The sequence below is a fragment of the Hymenobacter citatus genome (assembly GCF_014333615.1).
In the GTDB taxonomy this organism is placed as follows: Bacteria; Bacteroidota; Bacteroidia; order Cytophagales; family Hymenobacteraceae; genus Hymenobacter; species Hymenobacter citatus.
Genome location: NZ_JACSCY010000007.1, coordinates 13,711 through 32,497 on the forward strand (window position 1 = coordinate 13,711; position 18,787 = coordinate 32,497).

Sequence of the window (18,787 nt, forward strand, 5' to 3'; positions counted from 1 at the left end):
TCTATTCCGAAGATTTCAGTTGTGCAATTTGGTCGGCAAAGTACGCCTTTTTTTCCGGCTGCCGCACCATCAGGCGCTCATATATTTCAATGGCCTTGGCCGTTTTGCCCTGTTTCACCATAATTTTTGCCAGACTTTCCGAAGCCAGCGAGGGTGTGGTGCTGGTGCTGCGCACCGATAAATCAGCCTGCTCCTCGGCGGGTGGCACCACGGCCGGTGCTTTTAAGCGAGGCTTGTTTTTTAGGAATTGATCGATGATAGCCAGTGTTTTACGTGGGGCCGGCTGGTGTGCCGCCACGTGGTCCAGCAGCAGCGCATCGGGTAAGAAAAAGCCGGTGGGTGGCAAGTCCGTGGTATACGGGCTGTGCGGTTGCAGGCTGGTGCCCAGGCGACTACCCAGGTCCAGGCCGTAACCAAGGGTAGGGTCGGCGTAGAATGGCGGACTGGCTACAGTACGCGTGGGCGGGGTAGGCGTCTCGGGAGCAGGCGTGTCGTCGAGTAGCTCGTAGGCAGCTGGGGCCGGCAGCCGCGAGTCGGCTAGGCCAAACTCAAAGCGTGAAGACCCCGCATCGGCCGGCGGCCGAATAGGGGGTGCCGTAGCGGGCAGCAAATCTTCTACCACAACAGGAATGGCTGCCTCATTGGTAGCCTCTACCGCAGTTTCCGTAATTGTTTCAGTTGCTGTAGCCTCAACAGTAGACAAAACCTCGTCTGTCTGCTCTACTACCTCAGCTTCTAGCTCGGCTATACTATCAACGGCTGGCGGAGAATCGCTAAGCGCAGGCAACGAAGTAGTGAATACTTCATTTGAGTCCGAAACGGGGACGTCGGCCTCGGCAGCAGCCGGAACTTCCTCTTCCACTAACTCAGCAGGTACCTCAATCAATACAGAAGCTGCCGGTTGGTCTTCGGCTAAAATTGCCTCAGCCGCGGGTAGGGCCAAGGGTGTCTCAGGAGCTGCCAGCTGAACTGACTTTGCAGAAGCAAGTGCCGAAGTAGCGGCAGGCAGCAGCACGTCGGGTTGCTCAATGAGCAAGCGCAGCAATTGGCGGTCGGCGGCGTAGGTAGCTGCCCGGCGCAGGCGCTGGCTAGCCAGCATACTACCCTTGTCGTGAGCAGCTTTGGCTAGCAGCAGGTGGGCGGTCTGGCAGTAAGGAAAGGCCGTAGCCAGCTGCACCAGCTCCTGATTTTCGGCCTCCGAAATGGAGCCTACGTGGTCCAGAATATGCAGCAGTGACGCACGGGTCATCTAATTGAAATTTTGAGTGTTACATGTTGAGTACTACCGAACGTCATTTCAACCGTAGGAAGAAACCTCGCATGCATAGCTAACTCAATCGGCAGAAATTAGCGTTGCACGCGAGATTCCTCCTTGCTTGGTGCGCAACCCAGTCGAAAGGACGTTCGGCAACACTGCTACCTCACCAGTTCGCCACCGACTTGTTGAACACGTCGGTGATGATGTTAGTAGTGATTTTGCGGATGGACGACGGGTCGCTGTTGATCGTGACGATAGACTGCGACGCGGGAAAGTCACCGTTACTCTGAAAAGTCTGCTCGAAGCTCTGCTTCTCATCCTTGGTATTGATGAACTTCACCCGCACCTGAATGGTAAGACGGTTCACACCAGCTTGATCCACGTTGCCTTCGCGCTGAATGGCGGCTGGGGCGAAATCGTAGGCAATAATTTGGCCCTCAATCTGTAAATCACCGTCGCGCTGCTGCATTTTCAGCGGCGTGTTGCGCTGAAAGTAGTCCTTGAAATCCTCCGTAAACTGCTGCGACAGTGCCGAAGGGCCGTTGCTGGAGTTGTTCTGGAAGGTAGCAATCGACATGGTCTTCACCGACGGATCGATATTCGTACCGGTGAAGGAGTACACCGAGCAACCACTTAGTAAGAAGCTGATAGCTAATAGCTGATAGCTGATAGCTTTATCATACTTCCTATTCAGAAAATTGAGAGCTAACAGCCAACGGTTAGCAGCCATCAGTTTAGAGAAACTACGCTTGTTCCAGATCATACTGTTTGAGCTTGCGGTACAACGTGCGCTCGGAGATGCCCAGGTCGTGGGCGGCATACTTGCGCTTGTTGTTGTGCTTTTTTAACGCCTTGATAATCATTTCCTTTTCCTTTGCTTCCAGGGAAAGGGTTTCCTCTTCCGTCTCATGCGGAATATCTTCAACGCGTTGCTCGTCATCTTCGTATTCGGTGGCGTCCTCCACCTCGGGGTGCATGAAGTAATCCGACGAAGCACCAGCTGCATCGGCAGGACGGGCGTTCAGACGGCCGCCGTCGTAGGGGGCCACATTGAGGTTGGTGAACAGGTGACTATTCTGGCGCAACAGCTCCTGGGCCTCCTGGGGGCGCTGACCGGCTGCTAGGTCCAAGACCAACTTCTTCAAGTCGGTCATGTCACGACGCATGTCGAAGAGCACTTTATATAATAAGTCGCGCTCAGAGTAAGCATTACCCGCGCCGTCGGTGGCCGGACCCGCCGCGCTCAGCAGCATAGGTAGGTTGCTGCTTTGCTCCTGGGGAAGGTACTGGCGCAGGTGGGTGGCATCTACCTCGCGCTCCATTTCTAGTACCGACATTTGCTCGGCCACGTTCTTGAGCTGGCGGATGTTGCCCGGGAAGCGGTAGCGCTGCAACTCCCGCACCGCCTCCGGCGACAGCGAAATGGGCTTTACACGGTAACGGTCGGCAAAATCGGTGGCGAACTTGCGGAACAACAGGTAGATATCGTCGCCCCGCTCGCGCAGGGGTGGTACCGTGATGGGCACCGTATTGAGGCGGTAGTAGAGGTCTTCGCGGAAACGGCCGTTGCGCACGGCATCCATCAGGTTCACGTTGGTAGCAGCTACCACGCGCACGTCGGTTTTCTGCACCTTGGAAGACCCTACCCGGATAAACTCGCCGTTTTCTAGCACCCGCAGCAAGCGCGCCTGCGTACCTAAGGGCATTTCCCCAATTTCGTCGAGAAAAATAGTGCCGCCGTTGGTCACTTCAAAATAGCCCTTGCGCGCCTCATTAGCACCCGTGAAGGAGCCTTTTTCGTGCCCAAACAGCTCCGAATCGATGGTGCCCTCGGGAATGGCGCCGCAGTTGATGGCAATAAACTGCCCGTGCTTGCGCGGCGACAGCGCATGGATAATCTTAGAAAACGACTCCTTGCCAGAGCCACTTTCGCCGGTTATCAGCACCGTCATATCGGTAGGCGCTACCTGCGCCGCCACCTGAATGGCGTAGTTCAGCGCCGGCGCATTGCCGATAATGCCGAAGCGGAGTTTTATACTTTGAATCTCAGATGGTGTCAAGGTCGTGGTAGGTTTTCGTAGGGTAGACGAAAAGCGGGCGGGAGTATTTTACTCAACTATTCCGTTATACTCTGGATTATGCGGTATATATCTAACTTTTACAGTATCACCGATTTTGTAAATAGGATTACGAGAATTGCCAGTGTAATCTCTACCATTTACTCTGAAAGAGTATGAAAATTGGTGAGATACAGAGCTATTCCCAAAGAAGTTTTTTCTGTCAATAATAACCGCGTGAGCTATAAGTCCAGGAGCCTCTAGTGCACGGGATGTTTTTTCCCTTGAATTAATTCGTACAGAAAGTAATTCGGAGCGGCAACGATAAAGAACAAACCTAGCAGATCTGTTAAAGACCATACAGATCTTCTTGCTCTTTCAGTCATTGGTAATGAGAGTGTTCGAAAGGAGAAATTTACTTTATGTCATGTTGAGCTTGTCGAAGCATCTCACGTGTTGACACCGGATACTATCTGTCGTCGGCACGCGAGATGCTTCGACAAGCTCAGCATGACATAACTAAAAACCCATCTAAACCGCCTCGCCTAATAATGCAGCGCCCGTCGTACTGGTTGCTAGCACGTTCACATAATCGCCTTTCTGGAAATTGCCTTTCGGGAAGATAACCATCTGGTTCTGACTGTTACGGCCGCTTAAGTGCTCGTCCGAGCGTTTGGAACGGCCTTCCACCAGCACCTTGTGCACGCGGCCTACCATGCGGGCGTAGCGGGCACGAGCGTGCAACTGCTGCCGGTCGATGATTTCCTGGAGGCGGCGCTTCTTCACGTCCAGCGGAATGTCGTCTTCCAGCTTGCGGGCGGCCAGCGTGCCGGGGCGCTCCGAGTAGAAGAAGTTGTAGCCCATGTCGTACTGTGCAAAGTCGAGCAGCGAGAGGCTGTCCCGGTGCTCCTCCTCGGTTTCGGAGCAGAAACCGGCAATCATGTCGGTGGAGATGGCGCAGTCCTCGCCCAGAATGCGGCGGATGGCCAGCACCCGCTCTTCATACCAGGGCCGGTCGTAGGTGCGGTTCATCAGCTGGAGCACCCGCGAGTTACCGCTTTGGGCGGGTAGGTGGATGTACTTGCAGATGTTCTCGTGGCGCGCCATGGTGTGCAGCACCTCATCGGTGATGTCCTTGGGGTGGGAGGTAGAGAAGCGTACGCGCAGCTCGGGGCTCACCAGGGCCACGCGCTCCAATAGCTGAGCAAAGTTCACCGCTTCGGTGCCGTCCTCGCTAGCCCATTTGTAGCTGTCCACGTTTTGGCCGAGTAGGGTAACTTCCTTGTATCCAGCGGCTACCAGGTCGCGGCACTCCTGTACGATGCTGTGAGCGTCGCGGCTACGCTCGCGGCCGCGGGTGAAGGGCACCACGCAGAACGAGCACATGTTGTCGCAGCCGCGCATGATGCTCACAAAGGCCGTGATGCCGTTGCTGTTCAGGCGAACGGGCGTGATGTCAGCATAGGTTTCCTCGCGGCTCAGCAGCACGTTCACGGCTTTCTGGCCGCTGTCTACCTGCTTAATGAGCTGGGGTAGGTCGCGGTAGGCATCGGGACCTACCACTAAGTCGACTAGCTTTTCTTCTTCCAGAAACTTGCTTTTCAGGCGCTCGGCCATGCAGCCCAGCACGCCCACCAGCAGGCCGGGATTGCGCTTTTTATGGCCGTTGATCTGCTTGAGGCGCATCCGCACCGTTTGCTCGGCCTTCTCGCGGATGGAGCAGGTATTCAGTAGCACTAAATCGGCACCATCCAGCTGCTCTGTCGTATCGAAACCTTCCTCAAACAGAATGCTGGACACAATTTCCGAGTCGGAGAAGTTCATCTGGCAGCCATAGCTCTCGATGTAGAGCTTGCGCTGCCGCCCGGTGCGGGTGGCCGGGCTCACGCGCACGGCGCCGGAGGGCTCGTGGGCATGCGTGGTGGCGTCTACCGACGGTGTATCGAAGGTAGGAGTATCCAGAAAATCGAGGGTAATCAGCGGTTGAGACATGGAGGCGCGCAGCTTCAGCTTCACATTTTGGGAGCGTCAAAGGTAAGGTTTTTACCGCAGAAATGACAGAATGGCAGAGGGGGGAAGTGGTGAGTGGTGAAATTGTGAAATGGTGAGTTTGATGTTCCAGTGGCGCTGTTTGCGCAAGTGGCACGGTCAGAACATCAAACTCACCATTTCACAATTTCACCACTCACTATCTCACCATTTCCAGCACGCCGCGAATATCTGCTACCTGCTCGAACACAATGCCTTCCAGCAAAATAGGGTCGACGTGCTCAAAAATCCAGTTGGTGTGGTAGGGTACGTGCACGGCCCGGAAGCCCAGCCGCGCCACCGGCAGAATGTCCGACTTAAGGGAGTTGCCAATCATCACAAATTCCTCAACCGTTGCGTTATAGCGCGTCAGGAGGCGGTGGTACGTGGCCTCGTCTTTCTCGCTAACTACCTCCACGTGGTCGAACAGCTCGCCCAAACCGGAGCGAGCTATTTTGCTTTCCTGGTCGAACAGGTCGCCCTTAGTGAGCAGCAGCAGACGGTGGCCACGCTGGCGGAGCTCTGTGAGAACTTCCTCCACGCCGGGTAGGGGCTCAATGGGAAAGCGCAGCAGATCCTTGCCCATGTCCAGAATTTGCTGGATATCGTGGCCCGTAACGGCACCGTTGGTTAGCTGGATGGCCGTTTCGATCATGGAGAGCGTGAACGACTTGGCGCCGTAGCCAAACAGCTGCATGTTGCGGCGCTGCACGGCGTTGAGGTGGGTGCTGATGTAGGCCACGTCGCCGCAGTGCGCCATAATCTCAAACAAACGGGCCTCTACCCGGTCAAAATGCGGCTGATTGGGCCAAAGGGTGTCGTCGGCATCAAAAGCCACTAGGTAGGAAGCGGGCATAGCAGAAGCAGCGGAGAGGGTAGAAAAGCCGCGAAGTTACCGAACTTGCCGCCTATGAAACACCTCGTTGATCTGACTACCTGGAACCGCCAAGAGCATTTTGCCTTCTTCTCTACCTTCGATGAGCCCTTTTTTGGGCTGGTGGCGCCGGTCGATTGCACCCAGGCGCGGGCCGAAGCGAAACGGCTGGGCGTGTCGTTTTTCTTGTACTATCTCTATCACTCCTTGCGCGCCGCGAACCAAGTGCCGGAGTTTCGGACGCGCATTGAAGATGGAAAAGTGTACCAGTACGACCGGGTGCACGCCTCCGCTACCATCGGTCGGGCCGACCATACGTTTGGCTTTTCCTTTATTGAAGCGCACGACGCGTTACCTGAGTTCGTAGCCGCTGCTACCGCCGAAATAGCAGCTGTGCAGGCTAGCTCCGGCCTGCGGCTTAATGATACCACCGGCCGCCCCGACGTAGTGCACTGCTCGGCCATTCCGTGGGTGCGTTTTAGCGGCCTCACCCACGCCCGCAGCTTCCGCCACCCCGACAGCTGCCCCAAGGTTTCCTACGGCCAGACCTACGAGGAAAACGGCCGTACTTGGCTGCCCGTAGCCGTCAACGTCCACCACGGCCTTGCCGACGGTTACCATGTTGGGCAGTTTTTGGAGGCGTTTCAAGCGGGGCTGAATGGTGAGTAGTGAGTGAAATACGGCTGTCATCCTGAGCTTGCGAAGGACCTTCTCACGGTAAAACGACAAGCGTAACAACGACTCGTCCTACCGTGAGAAGGTCCTTCGCAAGCTCAGGATGACAGCCGTATTTCACTCACTACTCACTACTCACTACTCACCATTCGCTCCCAGCACTTCCAGCATCGCTCTGGCTTTCAGCAAACACTCTGCGTATTCCTGCTCCGGCACCGAGTCGTACGTAATGGCCGAGCCGACCTGGAAGCTGAGGTAGCCCGTGTCGGCGCGGTATTGGAGGCTGCGGATAACCACGTTGAACTCAAATGTCCCGTTGGGGTAGGCGTAGCCGAGGCAGCCGCTATAGAGGCCGCGGCGGGTGCGCTCGTAGTGTTCGATGAGCTGCATAGCCCGGATTTTGGGCGCGCCGGTCATGGAACCCATCGGGAAGGTAGCGCGCAGGATGTCTACCAGGTCTGCATCGGGGCGTAGCTCGGCTTCTACCGTCGAAATCATCTGCCACACGTGACGGAAGGGGTAGAGGCCGAATAGCTCGGGCACCCGCACCGAGCCGGTTTCTGCCACACGGGCTAGATCGTTGCGTACCAGATCCACAATCATCAGGTTCTCAGCGCGCTCTTTTTCGCTGTGGAGAAGCCGTTGGCGTTGTTGCTCGTCCTCGGCCGGAGTAGCACCGCGCCGGATAGTGCCTTTTATTGGCTGCGAGATAATACGAGCGCCCCGACGCTGCACAAAACGCTCGGGCGAGGCGCAGAGTAGATAGTGGTCGGCTACCTTGTATAAGCCCGCAAAGGGCATTGGGGAAGCTTCGTTCAGCCGTAAGAACGTGGCCACCGGATCAAGCACCACGCCCTCCGCAAAGAACTCCATGCACAGATTCAGCTCATACACTTCACCGCTCAGAATGTCTTCGCGCACGGCCTCCACGGCCGCCAGGTAGTCGGCTTTGGGGAGGCGCGGCTGCATGGTAGCAACGCGGGATGCGGCCGGGGTAGGGGGAGCAGTGGCCAGAATAGCCGCTAGCACCCCGCGGATATTGCCATGAATTTCCAGTGCCTCATCGCGCCAGTGCAACCAGGTTTGAGGCGTGAAGAAATGTAACGCGGGCCAATCCAGGCCAGTGAAGTTTTGACTGTGTAGGGCCTCAATTTCGTTTTTTAGCTCATACGTCAGGATGCCGAAGCGGGGCCCGGCTTGGGGGGCTTGTTGCATCCATGAGGACAGTTCGGCCAAGCAGGTAGGCGAATCGGCTGAATCGGCTACGCCCAGCAGCCGGTCGAATGGCCCGCCGGGGTAGGACGCGTGGTGGTTGGGCTCGTAGTAGGCGCAGTAGCGGAACTGCGCCGCCCACTGCAGGGCCCGCGCCCGAAAATCGGGTGGCAACTCAGAATAGGGAATAGTCAGCACAGCACAAAGATGCGGGCAAAACCGAGTAGAACAGTACAAATGCACTACTGCGCCAACGCAGCCAAGGCCACTTTTGCCTTGGTATCGGTGCTGTTTTTATACTCGTGCTTTGCGTAGCCGAGCGCCTTCTGAAAATAGAAGCGGGCCGTATCCTCTTTGCCATCAGCCTGATACAAATACCCCAGCTGCAGGGCCGATTGTGGTGCGAAATAATACGGGGCCGCGCCTGCCAGGGCAATGGTGCGCGTATAATAATGGCGGGCCGAATCGGGCTGACTGAGTAGGTGCCAGGCGCGGGCCTGGCGGTAGGGCCATTCCAGCCGGTCGCGCAATGGGGTAGCGAGTGTGGGAGCAAAGGTGCGCAGGGTAGCAAGGGCCTGGGGGTAGTAGCCGCCGTCGGTTTGCAGGCGGGCACGGGTGAGGGTGCGGTGGAGGGGCAGGCCATCGTCGTAGAATCGCTGGGCGTAGTGGTCTTCCTCCAGCACGTCGCGGCCCTGCGCGTCAATCTGTCGGCGGTACTGGGCGGCCACCACTTGGTTGCTGCCCAGCCAGGCGGCTAGGTAAAGCTTGAGATACGCATCCTTGCGGTAGTGCTGGCCACGGTATTCGCGCAGAAAGCGTAGGTTTTCGCTTTCCGAGGCAGCGTACTGCCCCTGGTACAGTAGCAGGTCGGCGGCCATGTGGTGCAGGTAGGGCAGGGGTAGGTAGGCCGCGCCGGTAGGGCGGGCGCGGTAGGCTGCCAGCGCCGCCGCCGTGTGGTGCAGCTTCTTCTGCTGACTCATTACCAAATAGCTGAGCAGTAAATTGTCGGGTTGCTGCGCGGCCAGTTGTTCAAACTGCCGGGCCGTGGCCTCACCATCTTTCAGATACGTTTCGCGAAGCAGGGCCAGAATCAGGTGCGATTCCAACTGAAAATCGTGGGGTGAGCGGGCGGCGGCCGTCAGGTTCTGTAAGCCCGTTTCTACACTGCCCGGCAGGCCCAATAGCTTCAGAAACCAACGGTAGTTTTCGGGCAGCGAGCCAATGAAAAACTGCAGCATTCCCAGTGTCTTGCGCGCCGGCAGGTAGGCGGGGTAGTGCCGAACTACCGCCTGCATCTGCTGGTAGGTCTGCCGCAGGTTCCACGCCCCCCTGATTTCGTGCCCAAACGTGACCTGCGCCGCCGCTTGGTGCAGCCGGATTTCGGCGCGGGCGTAGTCGGGTAGGGCGCCGGTCTGCTTTTCCAGCAAGGTCAGCCGCTGATCCTGCGCGGCCACGGTGGCCGCGTAACGCCCGGCGTCCTGCGACACCAGCAGCTCCGCAAACTCAATGCAGTCCTGCACCAGCAAGGTGCCGGCAGCTTGGGCGGGCTCAGTACGCAGCAACGTGCGGGCCGTGGCAGGCCGTAGCTTCAGCAGCTCCGCATAGGCGCGGGCCGCAGTGGGCGTCAGGGCAGGCGACGCTTCACGCGAAGGCGTACTCCTGCCGAGGTGCGCAGAAAAAAGCAGGGTAGCCAGCCACACCCCACCGACCGTGCGGGAAGCAAGCAGAATAGAAAACCAACTTCTCATATAGCAAAAAAGGAACGACCCATGGGCCGTTCCTTTTTAAAATATACTCAAAAAGCCTACTCGCCGCGGGCGGCTACGTCGGCCAGAATCCGACCGCAATGCTCGCACACAATAATTTTCTTATGCGACATAATATCGGCCTGGCGCTGCGGGGGCACCGTGTTGAAGCAACCGCCACAAGCATCGCGCTTCACGGGCACTACAGCCAAGCCGTTGCGCACGTTGCCGCGAATGCGGGTGTAGGCCGTCAGTAGGCGCTCCTCGATGGGCTGGGTTGCCTCACCACGCTCGTCCATCAGTTTCTTCTCGTCGGCTTCGCTTTCGCCTACAATGGTTTGCAGCTCGGCTTGCTTGTTGTCGAGGTCCTTGCGACGCTCTTCCAGGCGCTGCTTGGTGCCGCTGATTTCGGTGTTTTTCTGCTCAATCTGGTACTGAGCTTCTTTAATTTTCTTTTCCGAAATCTGAATCTCCAGCTTTTGCAACTCGATTTCTTTGGCAATGGCCTCATACTCACGGTTGTTGCGCACGTTTTGCTGCTGGTCCTCGTACTTGCGAATGAGGCCGTCGGCATCCTTGGCGTTTTGCTTGCGCTGCTTGATCTGGTCGTTCAGGCCCGAGATTTCCTCGTCGAACTTACTCACGCGCACTTCATAGCCGGCAATTTCGTCCTCCAGATCCCGCACTTCTTCGGGCAAGTCGCCCCGCACGCGCCGAATTTCATCGAGCTGCGAGTCAATACGCTGCAAATTCAGCAACGCTTCCAGCTTACTGGCAACGGGGGTATCCGCGGAGGTATTAGAAATCATATCGAACGGGGTTGGTCAGGGTCTCTGCAATTAAGACCGCAAATTTACGGGTAAATGCGCTGGTAAGCAAGTCTCGGAAAATCTCGCTGGTAAACTGCTCACTTTCATAATGGCCCACGTCACACAGCATCAACTGGCCTTCGGCCGCAAAATACTCGTGATATTTCAAATCGCCAGTTACGTAGGCCTGCGCGCCAGCAGCGCGGGCTTTACCCGTGAGGAAGCTACCCGCGCCGCCGCATAGAGCCACAGTTTTAATAGGCTGTGCAAACTCTGTATACTTCACCACCGGCACACCCAGTGCCGCCCGCAGCCGTGCCCGAAACTCCTGCGGCGACAATGCCTCCGGTAGCTCGCCTACCATGCCGCTGCCTACGTCCTGGTGCACGTTTTCCAGCTTTAGTAGCTCGTAAGCCACTTCTTCGTAGGGGTGCGCCCCGCGCAGCGCCCGCAGGGCGGCACCTTGCAGGTGCAGGGGTAGGAGCACTTCCACGCGTTGCTCCTGCGCCGTTTCGGGCTGGCCGGGCGTGCCCTGAAATGGATTGGTACCGGCACCAGGCGTGTAAGTGCCCGTGCCCTCCATGCGAAAGCTGCATTGGGAGTAATTGCCTACCTGGCCAGCACCAGCATCGTACAGGGCCTGCAACACGGCGTCGGCGTGGGTGGGTGGCACGTAAGTGATGAGCTTGCCCAGCGTGCCAGATTTGGGGGCGAGGATGCGCAGATTTTGCAAGCCAAGCTTGCTAGCTAGTTTGCGGTTGACGCCGTGGCGCACGTTGTCGAGATTGGTGTGGGCGGCGTAGAGAGCAATATCGTGCTTAATAGCCTTCAACAGGGTTTGCTCCACTTCGTTGGCGCCGGTCAGGCGTTTCAGTGGCTTGAAGATGAGCGGGTGATGCGCTACTACCACATTGCAGCCCCGTGCTATAGCTTCATCTACTACAGCCGGCGTGCAGTCGAGCGCAATCAACACACCTTTAATTTCTAGTTGCGGGTTGCCGCATTGCAGCCCGGCATTGTCGTAGGATTCTTGGTAAGCGAGAGGCGCAGCTTGTTCAAGCACACGCATCAGGTCGGCGAGGGTAGGCATAAGAGAGAAAAGGGTATGCTAAAGCAAGAAAGACAATTTCAGGCAAGCATAAGCAACTCCTTGAGTAAATGAATGCAAACGATTGGCCAGTATAAGCTTCTGCAAACGTTTGTTGTTTCGTCTGTTTAAATACTTGTCAAAACATATATGAATTTGCTAAAAGTGAAAAATAGATGAATTTTTGAGTTGATTACTGTTTTTTATTCTCATAATTCAATACTATTGATACGATGAATGCAAATAAATCGCAATCAGGGGCTTCTACTGTAGTAAATGACGCCGGCCTTTATCCTCTGCACAATCGATTGTTTTATAGTGGTTCTTGCAATCGATTGCATTAGTTGAGCTTTTCTACCTGATTATTCAAGAAATAACTTAGTCATAGCAAGTCTTTAGACGACTGTCGATGAGCAATACACTTTTCACACTTCCACCACAAACTCTATTCGAATATGAAGAACCGAATACGCAACAAGCGGCAACGCAGTGTTAGGAGGAGTTCGGGACGCGCTATTGTGCCCCTTGTGCTTTGCACGGCACTTGGCCTGACAGCAGGTCAATCCGTTCAGGCCCTACCTCTGACCACAGTAAGCGCACGAGAGATAAGTGCGGCCGCCGATATTACCGTGCAAGGCAGGGTAGTAGACGCTACGGGCAGTGCTATTCCGGGTGTAAACGTGGTGCAGAAAGGCACCAGCAATGGTGCCCAGACTGATGCCGATGGCAATTTTACGCTGGTAGTACCCGAGGGGTCCACACTGGTCGTATCCTTCATCGGATATCAGTCGCAGGAAGTGGTGGCTACCTCTACTGCGCGCCTGACAATTCGGTTAGGCACGGACCAAAAGGCGCTTGACGAGGTAGTGGTAGTGGGTTACGGCACGCAGTCACGGGCGACGGTAACGGGCGCCATTAGCACCACCAAATCAGCGGAGATTGTACGTACGCCTGCTTCCACCTCCTCCAGCGCGCTGGTAGGCCGGGTGCCAGGTATTTCGGCCCGCCAGCCCGATGCCCGTCCTGGTGGCGGCACTAACATCCAAATCCGCAATATGGGCGACCCGCTCTATGTTATTGACGGGGTAGTGGCGGATGCTGGTCAGTTCAACAACCTGGGCCTGAATGATATCGACAATATCTCGATTCTAAAGGACGCCTCGGCCGCTATCTATGGTTTGCGGGCGGCCAACGGGGTAGTGCTTGTGACCACGAAGAGAGGTACCACGGGTAAGCCTACCATTAATATATCCGGCTACTACGGGTTGCAGAACTTCACGCGCTATCCGCGTCCGGCCACTGCCTACCAGCACGTGCGGGCGTTGCAGGAAGCCGGGCAGAACCAGGGCCGCACGCCCGTAAACGAGCCTGTGAAGGGCGAAACCATTACACCGGAGGTGCTGGAGAAGTGGCGCGTAGGTGCCCCTGGCTATAGAAGCTACGATTATTACAAAGAGGTTCTGCGCCCCAATGTACCGCAGTACTCGGTCAACGCCAGCGTATCGGGTGGGTCAGAAAATGTGCGGTACTACATATCAGGTACGCATTTGGCGCAGGAAGCGCTTATCAAGGACTTCCACTTCAAGCGTACCAACCTGCAGGCCAACGTGGAGGCCAATATTACCAAGCGCCTGACCATCGGCACGCAGATTTACGCCCGTATCGAAGACCGTTTTCAGGCTGGCGTGCCGGGTATTGACGACTACTTTAACCCCTTCCTGAGCATCTTCTCGATGTGGCCCACGGAGTCGCCCTACGCCAACGACAACCCGGCCTACATCAATCAGACGCACAACATCAACGTGAACCCGGCCACGTACCGCACCGAGGTAACGGGCTACTCGCAGGACTACTGGCGCTCGGCCAAAGGCAACTTCACGGCGCAGTACGATTTCGATTTTGGTCTGAGTGCCAAGGCCATTGGTTCCTACAACTTTACCAACTTTGATTTCGACGGCTTCGAGTACACCTATAACGGCTACCGCTACAACGGGGCCAATGATACCTACGACATTGTACCGGGTGGGGGCAACCAAAACCCCTGGCGCGAAACCCGGCGGCGCAACGTGATTGACCGGTACGGGCAATTGCAGCTGAACTACAATAAAACTTTCGGTGACCATGGCATCTCGGCAGTAGCGGCCTATGAGCGCTACGACACGGAAAACAAGTACAACGTGGTGCACACCGTACCGCCCAACAATACCATTCCGATTCAGCTGTTTGCCAACCAGGATTTGCTGATTGACGAAATCTTTGAGTCGGCGCGGGCGGGCTACATTGGCCGTATCAACTACAACTACAAGCAGAAGTATCTGCTGGAAGTGCTGGGCCGTTACGATGGCTCCTGGCTGTTTGCGCCGGGTAAGCGGTACGGCTTCTTCCCAGGGGTATCGGCCGGTTGGCGCATCTCGGAAGAGCCTTTTATCAAGGATAATCTGGGCGAAACCATTACGCAGCTGAAGCTGCGCGCCAGCTATGGCCGTACGGGTAGCGACTATATAGGAAACAACCCTATTGTAGATTTCTACAGGTTCCTACCTGGCTACCGGTTTCCGGCGGGTAGTGCCATCTTCAACGGCAACTATACCATTGGGATTGACCCCCTCGATCCTCCCATTACGAACGTTTCGTGGCTGACGAATACCAATGCCAACGTCGGGATAGATGTGGGCTTCCTGCAAAATAAGCTGACGGGGCAGTTCGATGTCTTTGAGCGCCGCCGCACAGGCTTGCTTGCTCAGCGCTATGATGTATTGATACCCGCGGAAATAGGATACGGGATTCCGCCAGAAAACCTGAACTCGGACGCAGTGCGGGGCCTCGAAGGAGCACTGACCTACTCCAGCGCCATCAACGATTTCACCTACACTGTAACGGCCCACGCCACGCTGGCTAGAGCGCGGAATATTGAGCAGTACAAGCCGCGCTTTGGCAACTCCTGGGAGGAGTACCGCAACCGCTACAACGACCGGTGGTCGAACGTGGGTTGGGGCTATCAGGTGATTGGGCAGTTCCAGTCGGAGCAGGAAATTGCCGACTACCCCATCAACAACGACGGCCAGGGCAACCGCAACATGCTGCCTGGCGACCATAAGTACAAGGATGTGAACGGCGACGGCGTGATTAACTACCTCGACGAGCGGCCGATTGGCTATGCCGAAGGAGCCACGCCATACGTCACCTATGCCCTCAATACCTCGCTCGGCTACAAAGGATTTACCCTGAACTTTGACCTGGTAGGGGCCGGCCTGCAAACCTTCCGCCGGGAGGTAGAGCAAAAAATACCGTTCCAGAACAACGGCACGTCGCCCAACTACTTCTTTGAGGACCGCTGGCACCGCGAAGACCCCTTCAACAACGACAGCCCCTGGGTACCGGGTACCTACCCCGCCGTACGCCGCGACGACTCCGGCCACCCGAACTACAACCGTCGGAGCGACTTCTGGACCGTGAACGTGCGGTATCTGCGCATCCGCAACCTAGAGCTGGGCTACAGCCTGCCAAAGCCTTTCCTGAACCGGTTTGGCGTGGGAGCGTTGCGCGTGTACGTGAACGGTACCAACCTGTACTCCTTTGATACTTTAAAGAAATACGACCTCGATCCGGAGATTTCGTCAAACGGGGGCCTCATCTATCCGCCCCAGCGACTGTTCAATGCGGGCATAAACCTGAGCATTTAATTTCCTGCTGCATATGAGACTGAAACATAAACTTTTGACGCTTGGTCTGGGCCTTACGCTTGGACTGGGAGCTTGCGAAAAAGATTTCTTAGATCGTGACCCACCAAACCTGGTGACGGATGCGCAGGTGTGGAACGACGCGAACCTGGTGACGAGTCTGCTCGCCAACTTCTACGACCGTATACCCGCCCACACGCGCATTGACGCGGGCTGGGACCGGTTTGCTGCCTACGATGAGGCCATGTGGTCGGGTAACGGCGACGGCTTTAACAACCAAGTAGAATACAACTACGACTGGTGGCGCTACTGGGACTATGGCCTGATCCGGGACATCAACTTATCCATCGAAAACATTGATAAGTTCAGCACCTCCCTGCCGGAAACACAGAAGCTACAGTTCAAATCGGAGTTGCGCTTTCTGCGGGCGTACATCTACTTCGAAATGGTGAAGCGCATGGGCGGCGTGCCCCTGATAACGCAGCAGCTCATCTATGATTTCAGCGGCAACCCGACGCCCCTACAGGTACCGCGCAGCAAAGAGGCGGAGCTGTACGACTTTATCGGCAGTGAGCTAGACGCCATTAAAAACGACCTGGGCAACGCGGGTAGCAACACCCGCGCAAACCGCTACACGGCCATGGCGCTGAAATGCCGGGCAATGCTGTACGCGGGTTCTATTGCCAAGTACAACAGCGCTTCAGGCCTGAATATTGAAACGCCGGGCGGAGAAGTAGGCATTCCGGCCAGCCGGGCCAGAGAGTATTACCAAAAATCGTTGGACGCGGCCAAAGAGGTAATAGCTGGCCCCTACTCGCTTTACCGAGCCAACCCCGTAAACCTGGGGGAAAACTTCTACGATGCGATTACCCGCAAGTCGCCGAACCCGGAAGTGATTCTGGCCAAGGACTTTTTAACGGCGAAGAACCGGCGTCACCTGTTCACCTACGACAACATTGCCCGCGGTATTCGGGAGGATAACCTGTCGTCGTCCATCATCACGCCGGTGTTGAACCTGGTAGAGAGCTACGAATATCTGGATGGCACGTCGGGCGAAATTAAAACGCGCAACGCTGCCAATACCGACTATATCTACTACGATAACCTGAGTGCGCCTTTCGCCAACAAAGATGCCCGCCTCTACGGTACGGTTATCTACCCCGGCACTACCTTCAAAGGGCAGGAGGTGGAAATTCAGGCCGGTGTGATGGTGTGGAATGGCAGCGGGTACAACATGGTAGAAGGCGGCCTAGCTACTCTTTACACGGATGGCAAGACCCTAACGGGCAGTTCGGGGCCGCAACGGGCGCAGTCAGAAGTAACAAACACTGGGTTCTACCTGCGCAAGTACATCGATTCGACGCCTAAATCCAGCACCCGTGGTATTCAGAGCGACACGTGGTGGATTTGGTTCCGCCTAGGCGAAGTGCTGCTGAACGCCTCGGAGGCCGCGCTAGAGCTAGGCAACGAAGCCGAGGCACTTACCTACGTGAACCGGGTGCGCGAGCGGGCTGGCTTCCCAGCCAACAGTCTCACTACCCTCAGCCGACTGAAACTGGAAAACGAGCGTCGGGTAGAGCTGGCTTTTGAAGACCACCGCGTGTGGGACCTGATGCGTTGGCGCCGGGCGAGTGTGCTGTGGAACGGCGACAACACGAATCCCAACGCTATGATGTACGCGCTGTATCCCTACCGCGTGGTGCGCCCCGGCGATGCTGCGCGCGACGGCAAATACGTGTTCCTGAAGCTGGTGGCACCCCGCTTCCGAGCCCCGCGTAACTTCCGCCTGGGCAACTATTATTCTTCCATTGATCAGGGCGTACTCAACAACAACCCTAAACTCGTTCGTAACCCCTTCCACTAAGCCTCATGAAAGCAATAGTTTATAGCCTCCTGGCCAGTGCGATGTTGTTTACAAGCTGTGCTAAGGATAACGTAGACCCTCCTAAATCCCGCCTGACGGGGCGGGTAGTGTACCAGGATCAGGCCGTGGGCGTCCGCTCATTTGGCTCCACCAACTTGGGTAGTAACGCCTCTATGCTGGAGCTCTGGCAGCGCGGCTTCGGCTTGTTTACCAAAATTCCGGTGTTTGTGGACCAGGATGGTACCTTCTCGGCGGAATTGTTTAACGGTGACTACAAGCTGGTGCGCTCCCGCGGTAATGGCCCATGGGTGGACAATACAGACAGCATCAGCGTCAATGTGAAGGGCAATACTGTGGTAGATGTGCCGGTGCAGCCCTACTTCACGTTTTCTAATGCCAGCATCCAAAAAAACGGCTCTACGGTGACGGCTACTTGTACCGTCGCCAAAACGGCAACCAGAAATATTGATCGGGTAGTGCTTTTTATCAGCCGAACAGCCATTGTGGACGCAACGAACAACTTGGCCCGTAGCGAGAAAAGCGGTGCCGACGTAGCTGATCTGAGCAAACCACTGACCTTTTCACTTGCTGTGCCTACCTCTATCAAGGGTCCCGTGTATGCCCGCCTGGGGGTGAGAGCAAGCGGGGCCGGTGAATATCTCTACACGCCCGTGCAAAAGCTGGAGTAACAGCTTGCGCTGACGGTAATAAAAAGGGTAGCCATGTGGCTACCCTTTTTTTATGGACTCAAGTATCTCCCTGTACCGAGCTACATTCTCAGCCAGTGCCCGGCGCTTATACTGCATCAGGTAGCGCGGGTGGTCCAGAATGTGCAGCTCATCAAACAATTGCAGTTCGCCGTTGAGCCGTTGGAAGTACTGCCCATTGCGGCGGCCCAGGCACACGGCGGCGTGGCGGGCCAGCCCTACCTCGGTGGTCATCTGTTGTACGGACTGCTGGATGTCGGGCCATAGCGCCTGCGTTACGGCCGGCGAATCGTAGAAATTATAGTTCAGGTCGTTTTTTAGCAGAACCAATGAGTAAAGTGAACCGAGAAAGAAGTGCTCATAGAACATCTGTGGGCCGCCCATAGCCATAATAACGGCCTGCACGAACTCGCTACTTGGCTCGCGGCGGCGCGGCAGGTCGTTGTCGATTCCCCAGGCGGCCAGCGCGGTAGGGTCGGTGAAGGCCACGCCGGTGCGGCCGTTGCCCAACCGGCCGGGGTTGATGCCCAGCAGCGCCACCCGCGGGCGGTTGGTGGCATAGTAACGTTGGGCAAACTGTGTGAGTAGCCGCAATGGCTCGGGCTGTTGGTAGGGGCTCACGGCCACCACGCCCTCAGGCAACGGCGCGGAGGGTAGGGGAAACGTTGCGAGAAACGACAGCAGGCGGTCGGCGAAGGTAGACATAGGCAGGGTAGGGGTTCCGCTTTCCTACGACCTATCCGCCACTGATGGTCGGGTTTCCTGCGCTTTTCCCGCTACTTTTGCTGGCC

The 18,787-nt window shown here is 56.5% G+C and carries 15 protein-coding genes; 4 read left to right on the forward strand and 11 right to left on the reverse strand.

The genetic code is table 11. The annotated features are described in order from the left end of the window. Nucleotide 1 precedes the first annotated feature (1 nt). The 6 genes from H8B15_RS10660 to H8B15_RS10680 all read right to left on the reverse strand — a co-directional run bounded on the left by H8B15_RS10660 (nucleotide 2) and on the right by H8B15_RS10680 (nucleotide 6,199). Entirely contained in the window at nucleotides 2-1,249 is a 1,248-nt protein-coding gene (locus H8B15_RS10660; protein ID WP_187319677.1) for a hypothetical protein, read from the reverse strand. Between the two features lie 172 nt (nucleotides 1,250-1,421). Next, nucleotides 1,422-1,988 carry an LptE family protein gene (locus tag H8B15_RS10665; protein WP_216859132.1) on the reverse strand — a complete coding sequence of 189 codons (567 nt, stop codon included), beginning with the start codon at nucleotides 1,986-1,988 and terminating at the stop codon, nucleotides 1,422-1,424. Between the two features lie 13 nt (nucleotides 1,989-2,001). Next, nucleotides 2,002-3,318 carry a sigma-54 interaction domain-containing protein gene (locus H8B15_RS10670; protein ID WP_187319678.1) on the reverse strand — a complete coding sequence of 439 codons (1,317 nt, stop codon included), beginning with the start codon at nucleotides 3,316-3,318 and terminating at the stop codon, nucleotides 2,002-2,004. 48 nt (nucleotides 3,319-3,366) lie between these two features. Further along, the gene (locus H8B15_RS21385; protein WP_425489798.1) at nucleotides 3,367-3,675 is read right to left on the reverse strand and encodes a DUF3592 domain-containing protein; all 309 of its coding nucleotides are present in this window, start codon (nucleotides 3,673-3,675) and stop codon (nucleotides 3,367-3,369) included. 171 nt (nucleotides 3,676-3,846) lie between these two features. Next, nucleotides 3,847-5,307, reverse strand: coding sequence for a tRNA (N6-isopentenyl adenosine(37)-C2)-methylthiotransferase MiaB (gene miaB, locus H8B15_RS10675; RefSeq protein ID WP_187319679.1), 1,461 nt, complete (start codon nucleotides 5,305-5,307; stop codon nucleotides 3,847-3,849). Nucleotides 5,308-5,503: 196 nt separating this feature from the next. After that, nucleotides 5,504-6,199 (reverse strand): HAD family hydrolase, encoded by a 696-nt coding sequence (locus H8B15_RS10680; protein ID WP_187319680.1) that lies wholly within the window; start codon nucleotides 6,197-6,199, stop codon nucleotides 5,504-5,506. 54 nt (nucleotides 6,200-6,253) lie between these two features. On the opposite strand from H8B15_RS10680, the gene H8B15_RS10685 reads away from it, so the two are divergent. Continuing rightward, nucleotides 6,254-6,886 (forward strand): chloramphenicol acetyltransferase, encoded by a 633-nt coding sequence (locus H8B15_RS10685; protein WP_187319681.1) that lies wholly within the window; start codon nucleotides 6,254-6,256, stop codon nucleotides 6,884-6,886. A gap of 144 nt (nucleotides 6,887-7,030) precedes the next feature. Here H8B15_RS10685 and H8B15_RS10690 read toward each other — a convergent pair whose 3' ends face one another. The 4 genes from H8B15_RS10690 to H8B15_RS10705 are packed head-to-tail and all read right to left on the reverse strand — an operon-like array spanning nucleotide 7,031 to nucleotide 11,748. Continuing rightward, the gene (locus H8B15_RS10690) at nucleotides 7,031-8,302 is read right to left on the reverse strand and encodes a chorismate-binding protein (RefSeq protein ID WP_187319682.1); all 1,272 of its coding nucleotides are present in this window, start codon (nucleotides 8,300-8,302) and stop codon (nucleotides 7,031-7,033) included. 44 nt (nucleotides 8,303-8,346) lie between these two features. Next, nucleotides 8,347-9,852, reverse strand: coding sequence for a tetratricopeptide repeat protein (locus tag H8B15_RS10695; protein WP_187319683.1), 1,506 nt, complete (start codon nucleotides 9,850-9,852; stop codon nucleotides 8,347-8,349). A 56-nt stretch (nucleotides 9,853-9,908) separates the two neighbouring features. Next, nucleotides 9,909-10,658 (reverse strand): zinc ribbon domain-containing protein, encoded by a 750-nt coding sequence (locus tag H8B15_RS10700; protein WP_187319684.1) that lies wholly within the window; start codon nucleotides 10,656-10,658, stop codon nucleotides 9,909-9,911. After that, nucleotides 10,648-11,748 (reverse strand): Nif3-like dinuclear metal center hexameric protein, encoded by a 1,101-nt coding sequence (locus H8B15_RS10705; protein ID WP_246455392.1) that lies wholly within the window; start codon nucleotides 11,746-11,748, stop codon nucleotides 10,648-10,650. The genes H8B15_RS10700 and H8B15_RS10705 overlap by 11 nt, the downstream gene beginning before the upstream one ends. 452 nt (nucleotides 11,749-12,200) lie before the next feature. Here H8B15_RS10705 and H8B15_RS10710 point away from each other — a divergent pair, with 452 nt between their 5' ends. Genes H8B15_RS10710 through H8B15_RS10720 form a run of 3 tightly spaced genes read left to right on the forward strand, consistent with a single transcriptional unit; the run spans nucleotide 12,201 to nucleotide 17,978 of the window. Next, nucleotides 12,201-15,428, forward strand: a complete 3,228-nt coding sequence (locus H8B15_RS10710; protein ID WP_187319685.1) for a SusC/RagA family TonB-linked outer membrane protein — start codon at nucleotides 12,201-12,203, stop codon at nucleotides 15,426-15,428. Nucleotides 15,429-15,441: 13 nt separating this feature from the next. Further along, nucleotides 15,442-17,289: a RagB/SusD family nutrient uptake outer membrane protein gene (locus tag H8B15_RS10715; RefSeq protein WP_187319686.1), complete on the forward strand. Its 1,848-nt coding sequence runs from the start codon at nucleotides 15,442-15,444 to the stop codon at nucleotides 17,287-17,289. Nucleotides 17,290-17,294: 5 nt separating this feature from the next. Beyond that, nucleotides 17,295-17,978, forward strand: coding sequence for a DUF3823 domain-containing protein (locus H8B15_RS10720; protein WP_187319687.1), 684 nt, complete (start codon nucleotides 17,295-17,297; stop codon nucleotides 17,976-17,978). A gap of 39 nt (nucleotides 17,979-18,017) precedes the next feature. Here H8B15_RS10720 and H8B15_RS10725 read toward each other — a convergent pair whose 3' ends face one another. Beyond that, entirely contained in the window at nucleotides 18,018-18,701 is a 684-nt protein-coding gene (locus H8B15_RS10725; protein ID WP_187319688.1) for a uracil-DNA glycosylase family protein, read from the reverse strand. Between the last annotated feature and the right edge of the window lie 86 nt (nucleotides 18,702-18,787).

What these genes read in the sequence shown, in the direction of transcription:
- H8B15_RS10660 (WP_187319677.1), bottom strand. Translation starts at nt 1,249, where the DNA reads ATGACCCGTGCGTCACTGCTGCATATTCTGGACCACGTAGGCTCCATT.
- H8B15_RS10665 (WP_216859132.1), bottom strand. Translation starts at nt 1,988, where the DNA reads ATGGCTGCTAACCGTTGGCTGTTAGCTCTCAATTTTCTGAATAGGAAG.
- H8B15_RS21385 (WP_425489798.1), bottom strand. Translation starts at nt 3,675, where the DNA reads ATGGTCTTTAACAGATCTGCTAGGTTTGTTCTTTATCGTTGCCGCTCC.
- miaB (WP_187319679.1), bottom strand. Translation starts at nt 5,307, where the DNA reads ATGTCTCAACCGCTGATTACCCTCGATTTTCTGGATACTCCTACCTTC.
- H8B15_RS10680 (WP_187319680.1), bottom strand. Translation starts at nt 6,199, where the DNA reads ATGCCCGCTTCCTACCTAGTGGCTTTTGATGCCGACGACACCCTTTGG.
- H8B15_RS10685 (WP_187319681.1), top strand. Translation starts at nt 6,254, where the DNA reads ATGAAACACCTCGTTGATCTGACTACCTGGAACCGCCAAGAGCATTTT.
- H8B15_RS10695 (WP_187319683.1), bottom strand. Translation starts at nt 9,852, where the DNA reads ATGAGAAGTTGGTTTTCTATTCTGCTTGCTTCCCGCACGGTCGGTGGG.
- H8B15_RS10700 (WP_187319684.1), bottom strand. Translation starts at nt 10,658, where the DNA reads ATGATTTCTAATACCTCCGCGGATACCCCCGTTGCCAGTAAGCTGGAA.
- H8B15_RS10705 (WP_246455392.1), bottom strand. Translation starts at nt 11,748, where the DNA reads ATGCCTACCCTCGCCGACCTGATGCGTGTGCTTGAACAAGCTGCGCCT.
- H8B15_RS10710 (WP_187319685.1), top strand. Translation starts at nt 12,201, where the DNA reads ATGAAGAACCGAATACGCAACAAGCGGCAACGCAGTGTTAGGAGGAGT.
- H8B15_RS10715 (WP_187319686.1), top strand. Translation starts at nt 15,442, where the DNA reads ATGAGACTGAAACATAAACTTTTGACGCTTGGTCTGGGCCTTACGCTT.
- H8B15_RS10720 (WP_187319687.1), top strand. Translation starts at nt 17,295, where the DNA reads ATGAAAGCAATAGTTTATAGCCTCCTGGCCAGTGCGATGTTGTTTACA.
- H8B15_RS10725 (WP_187319688.1), bottom strand. Translation starts at nt 18,701, where the DNA reads ATGTCTACCTTCGCCGACCGCCTGCTGTCGTTTCTCGCAACGTTTCCC.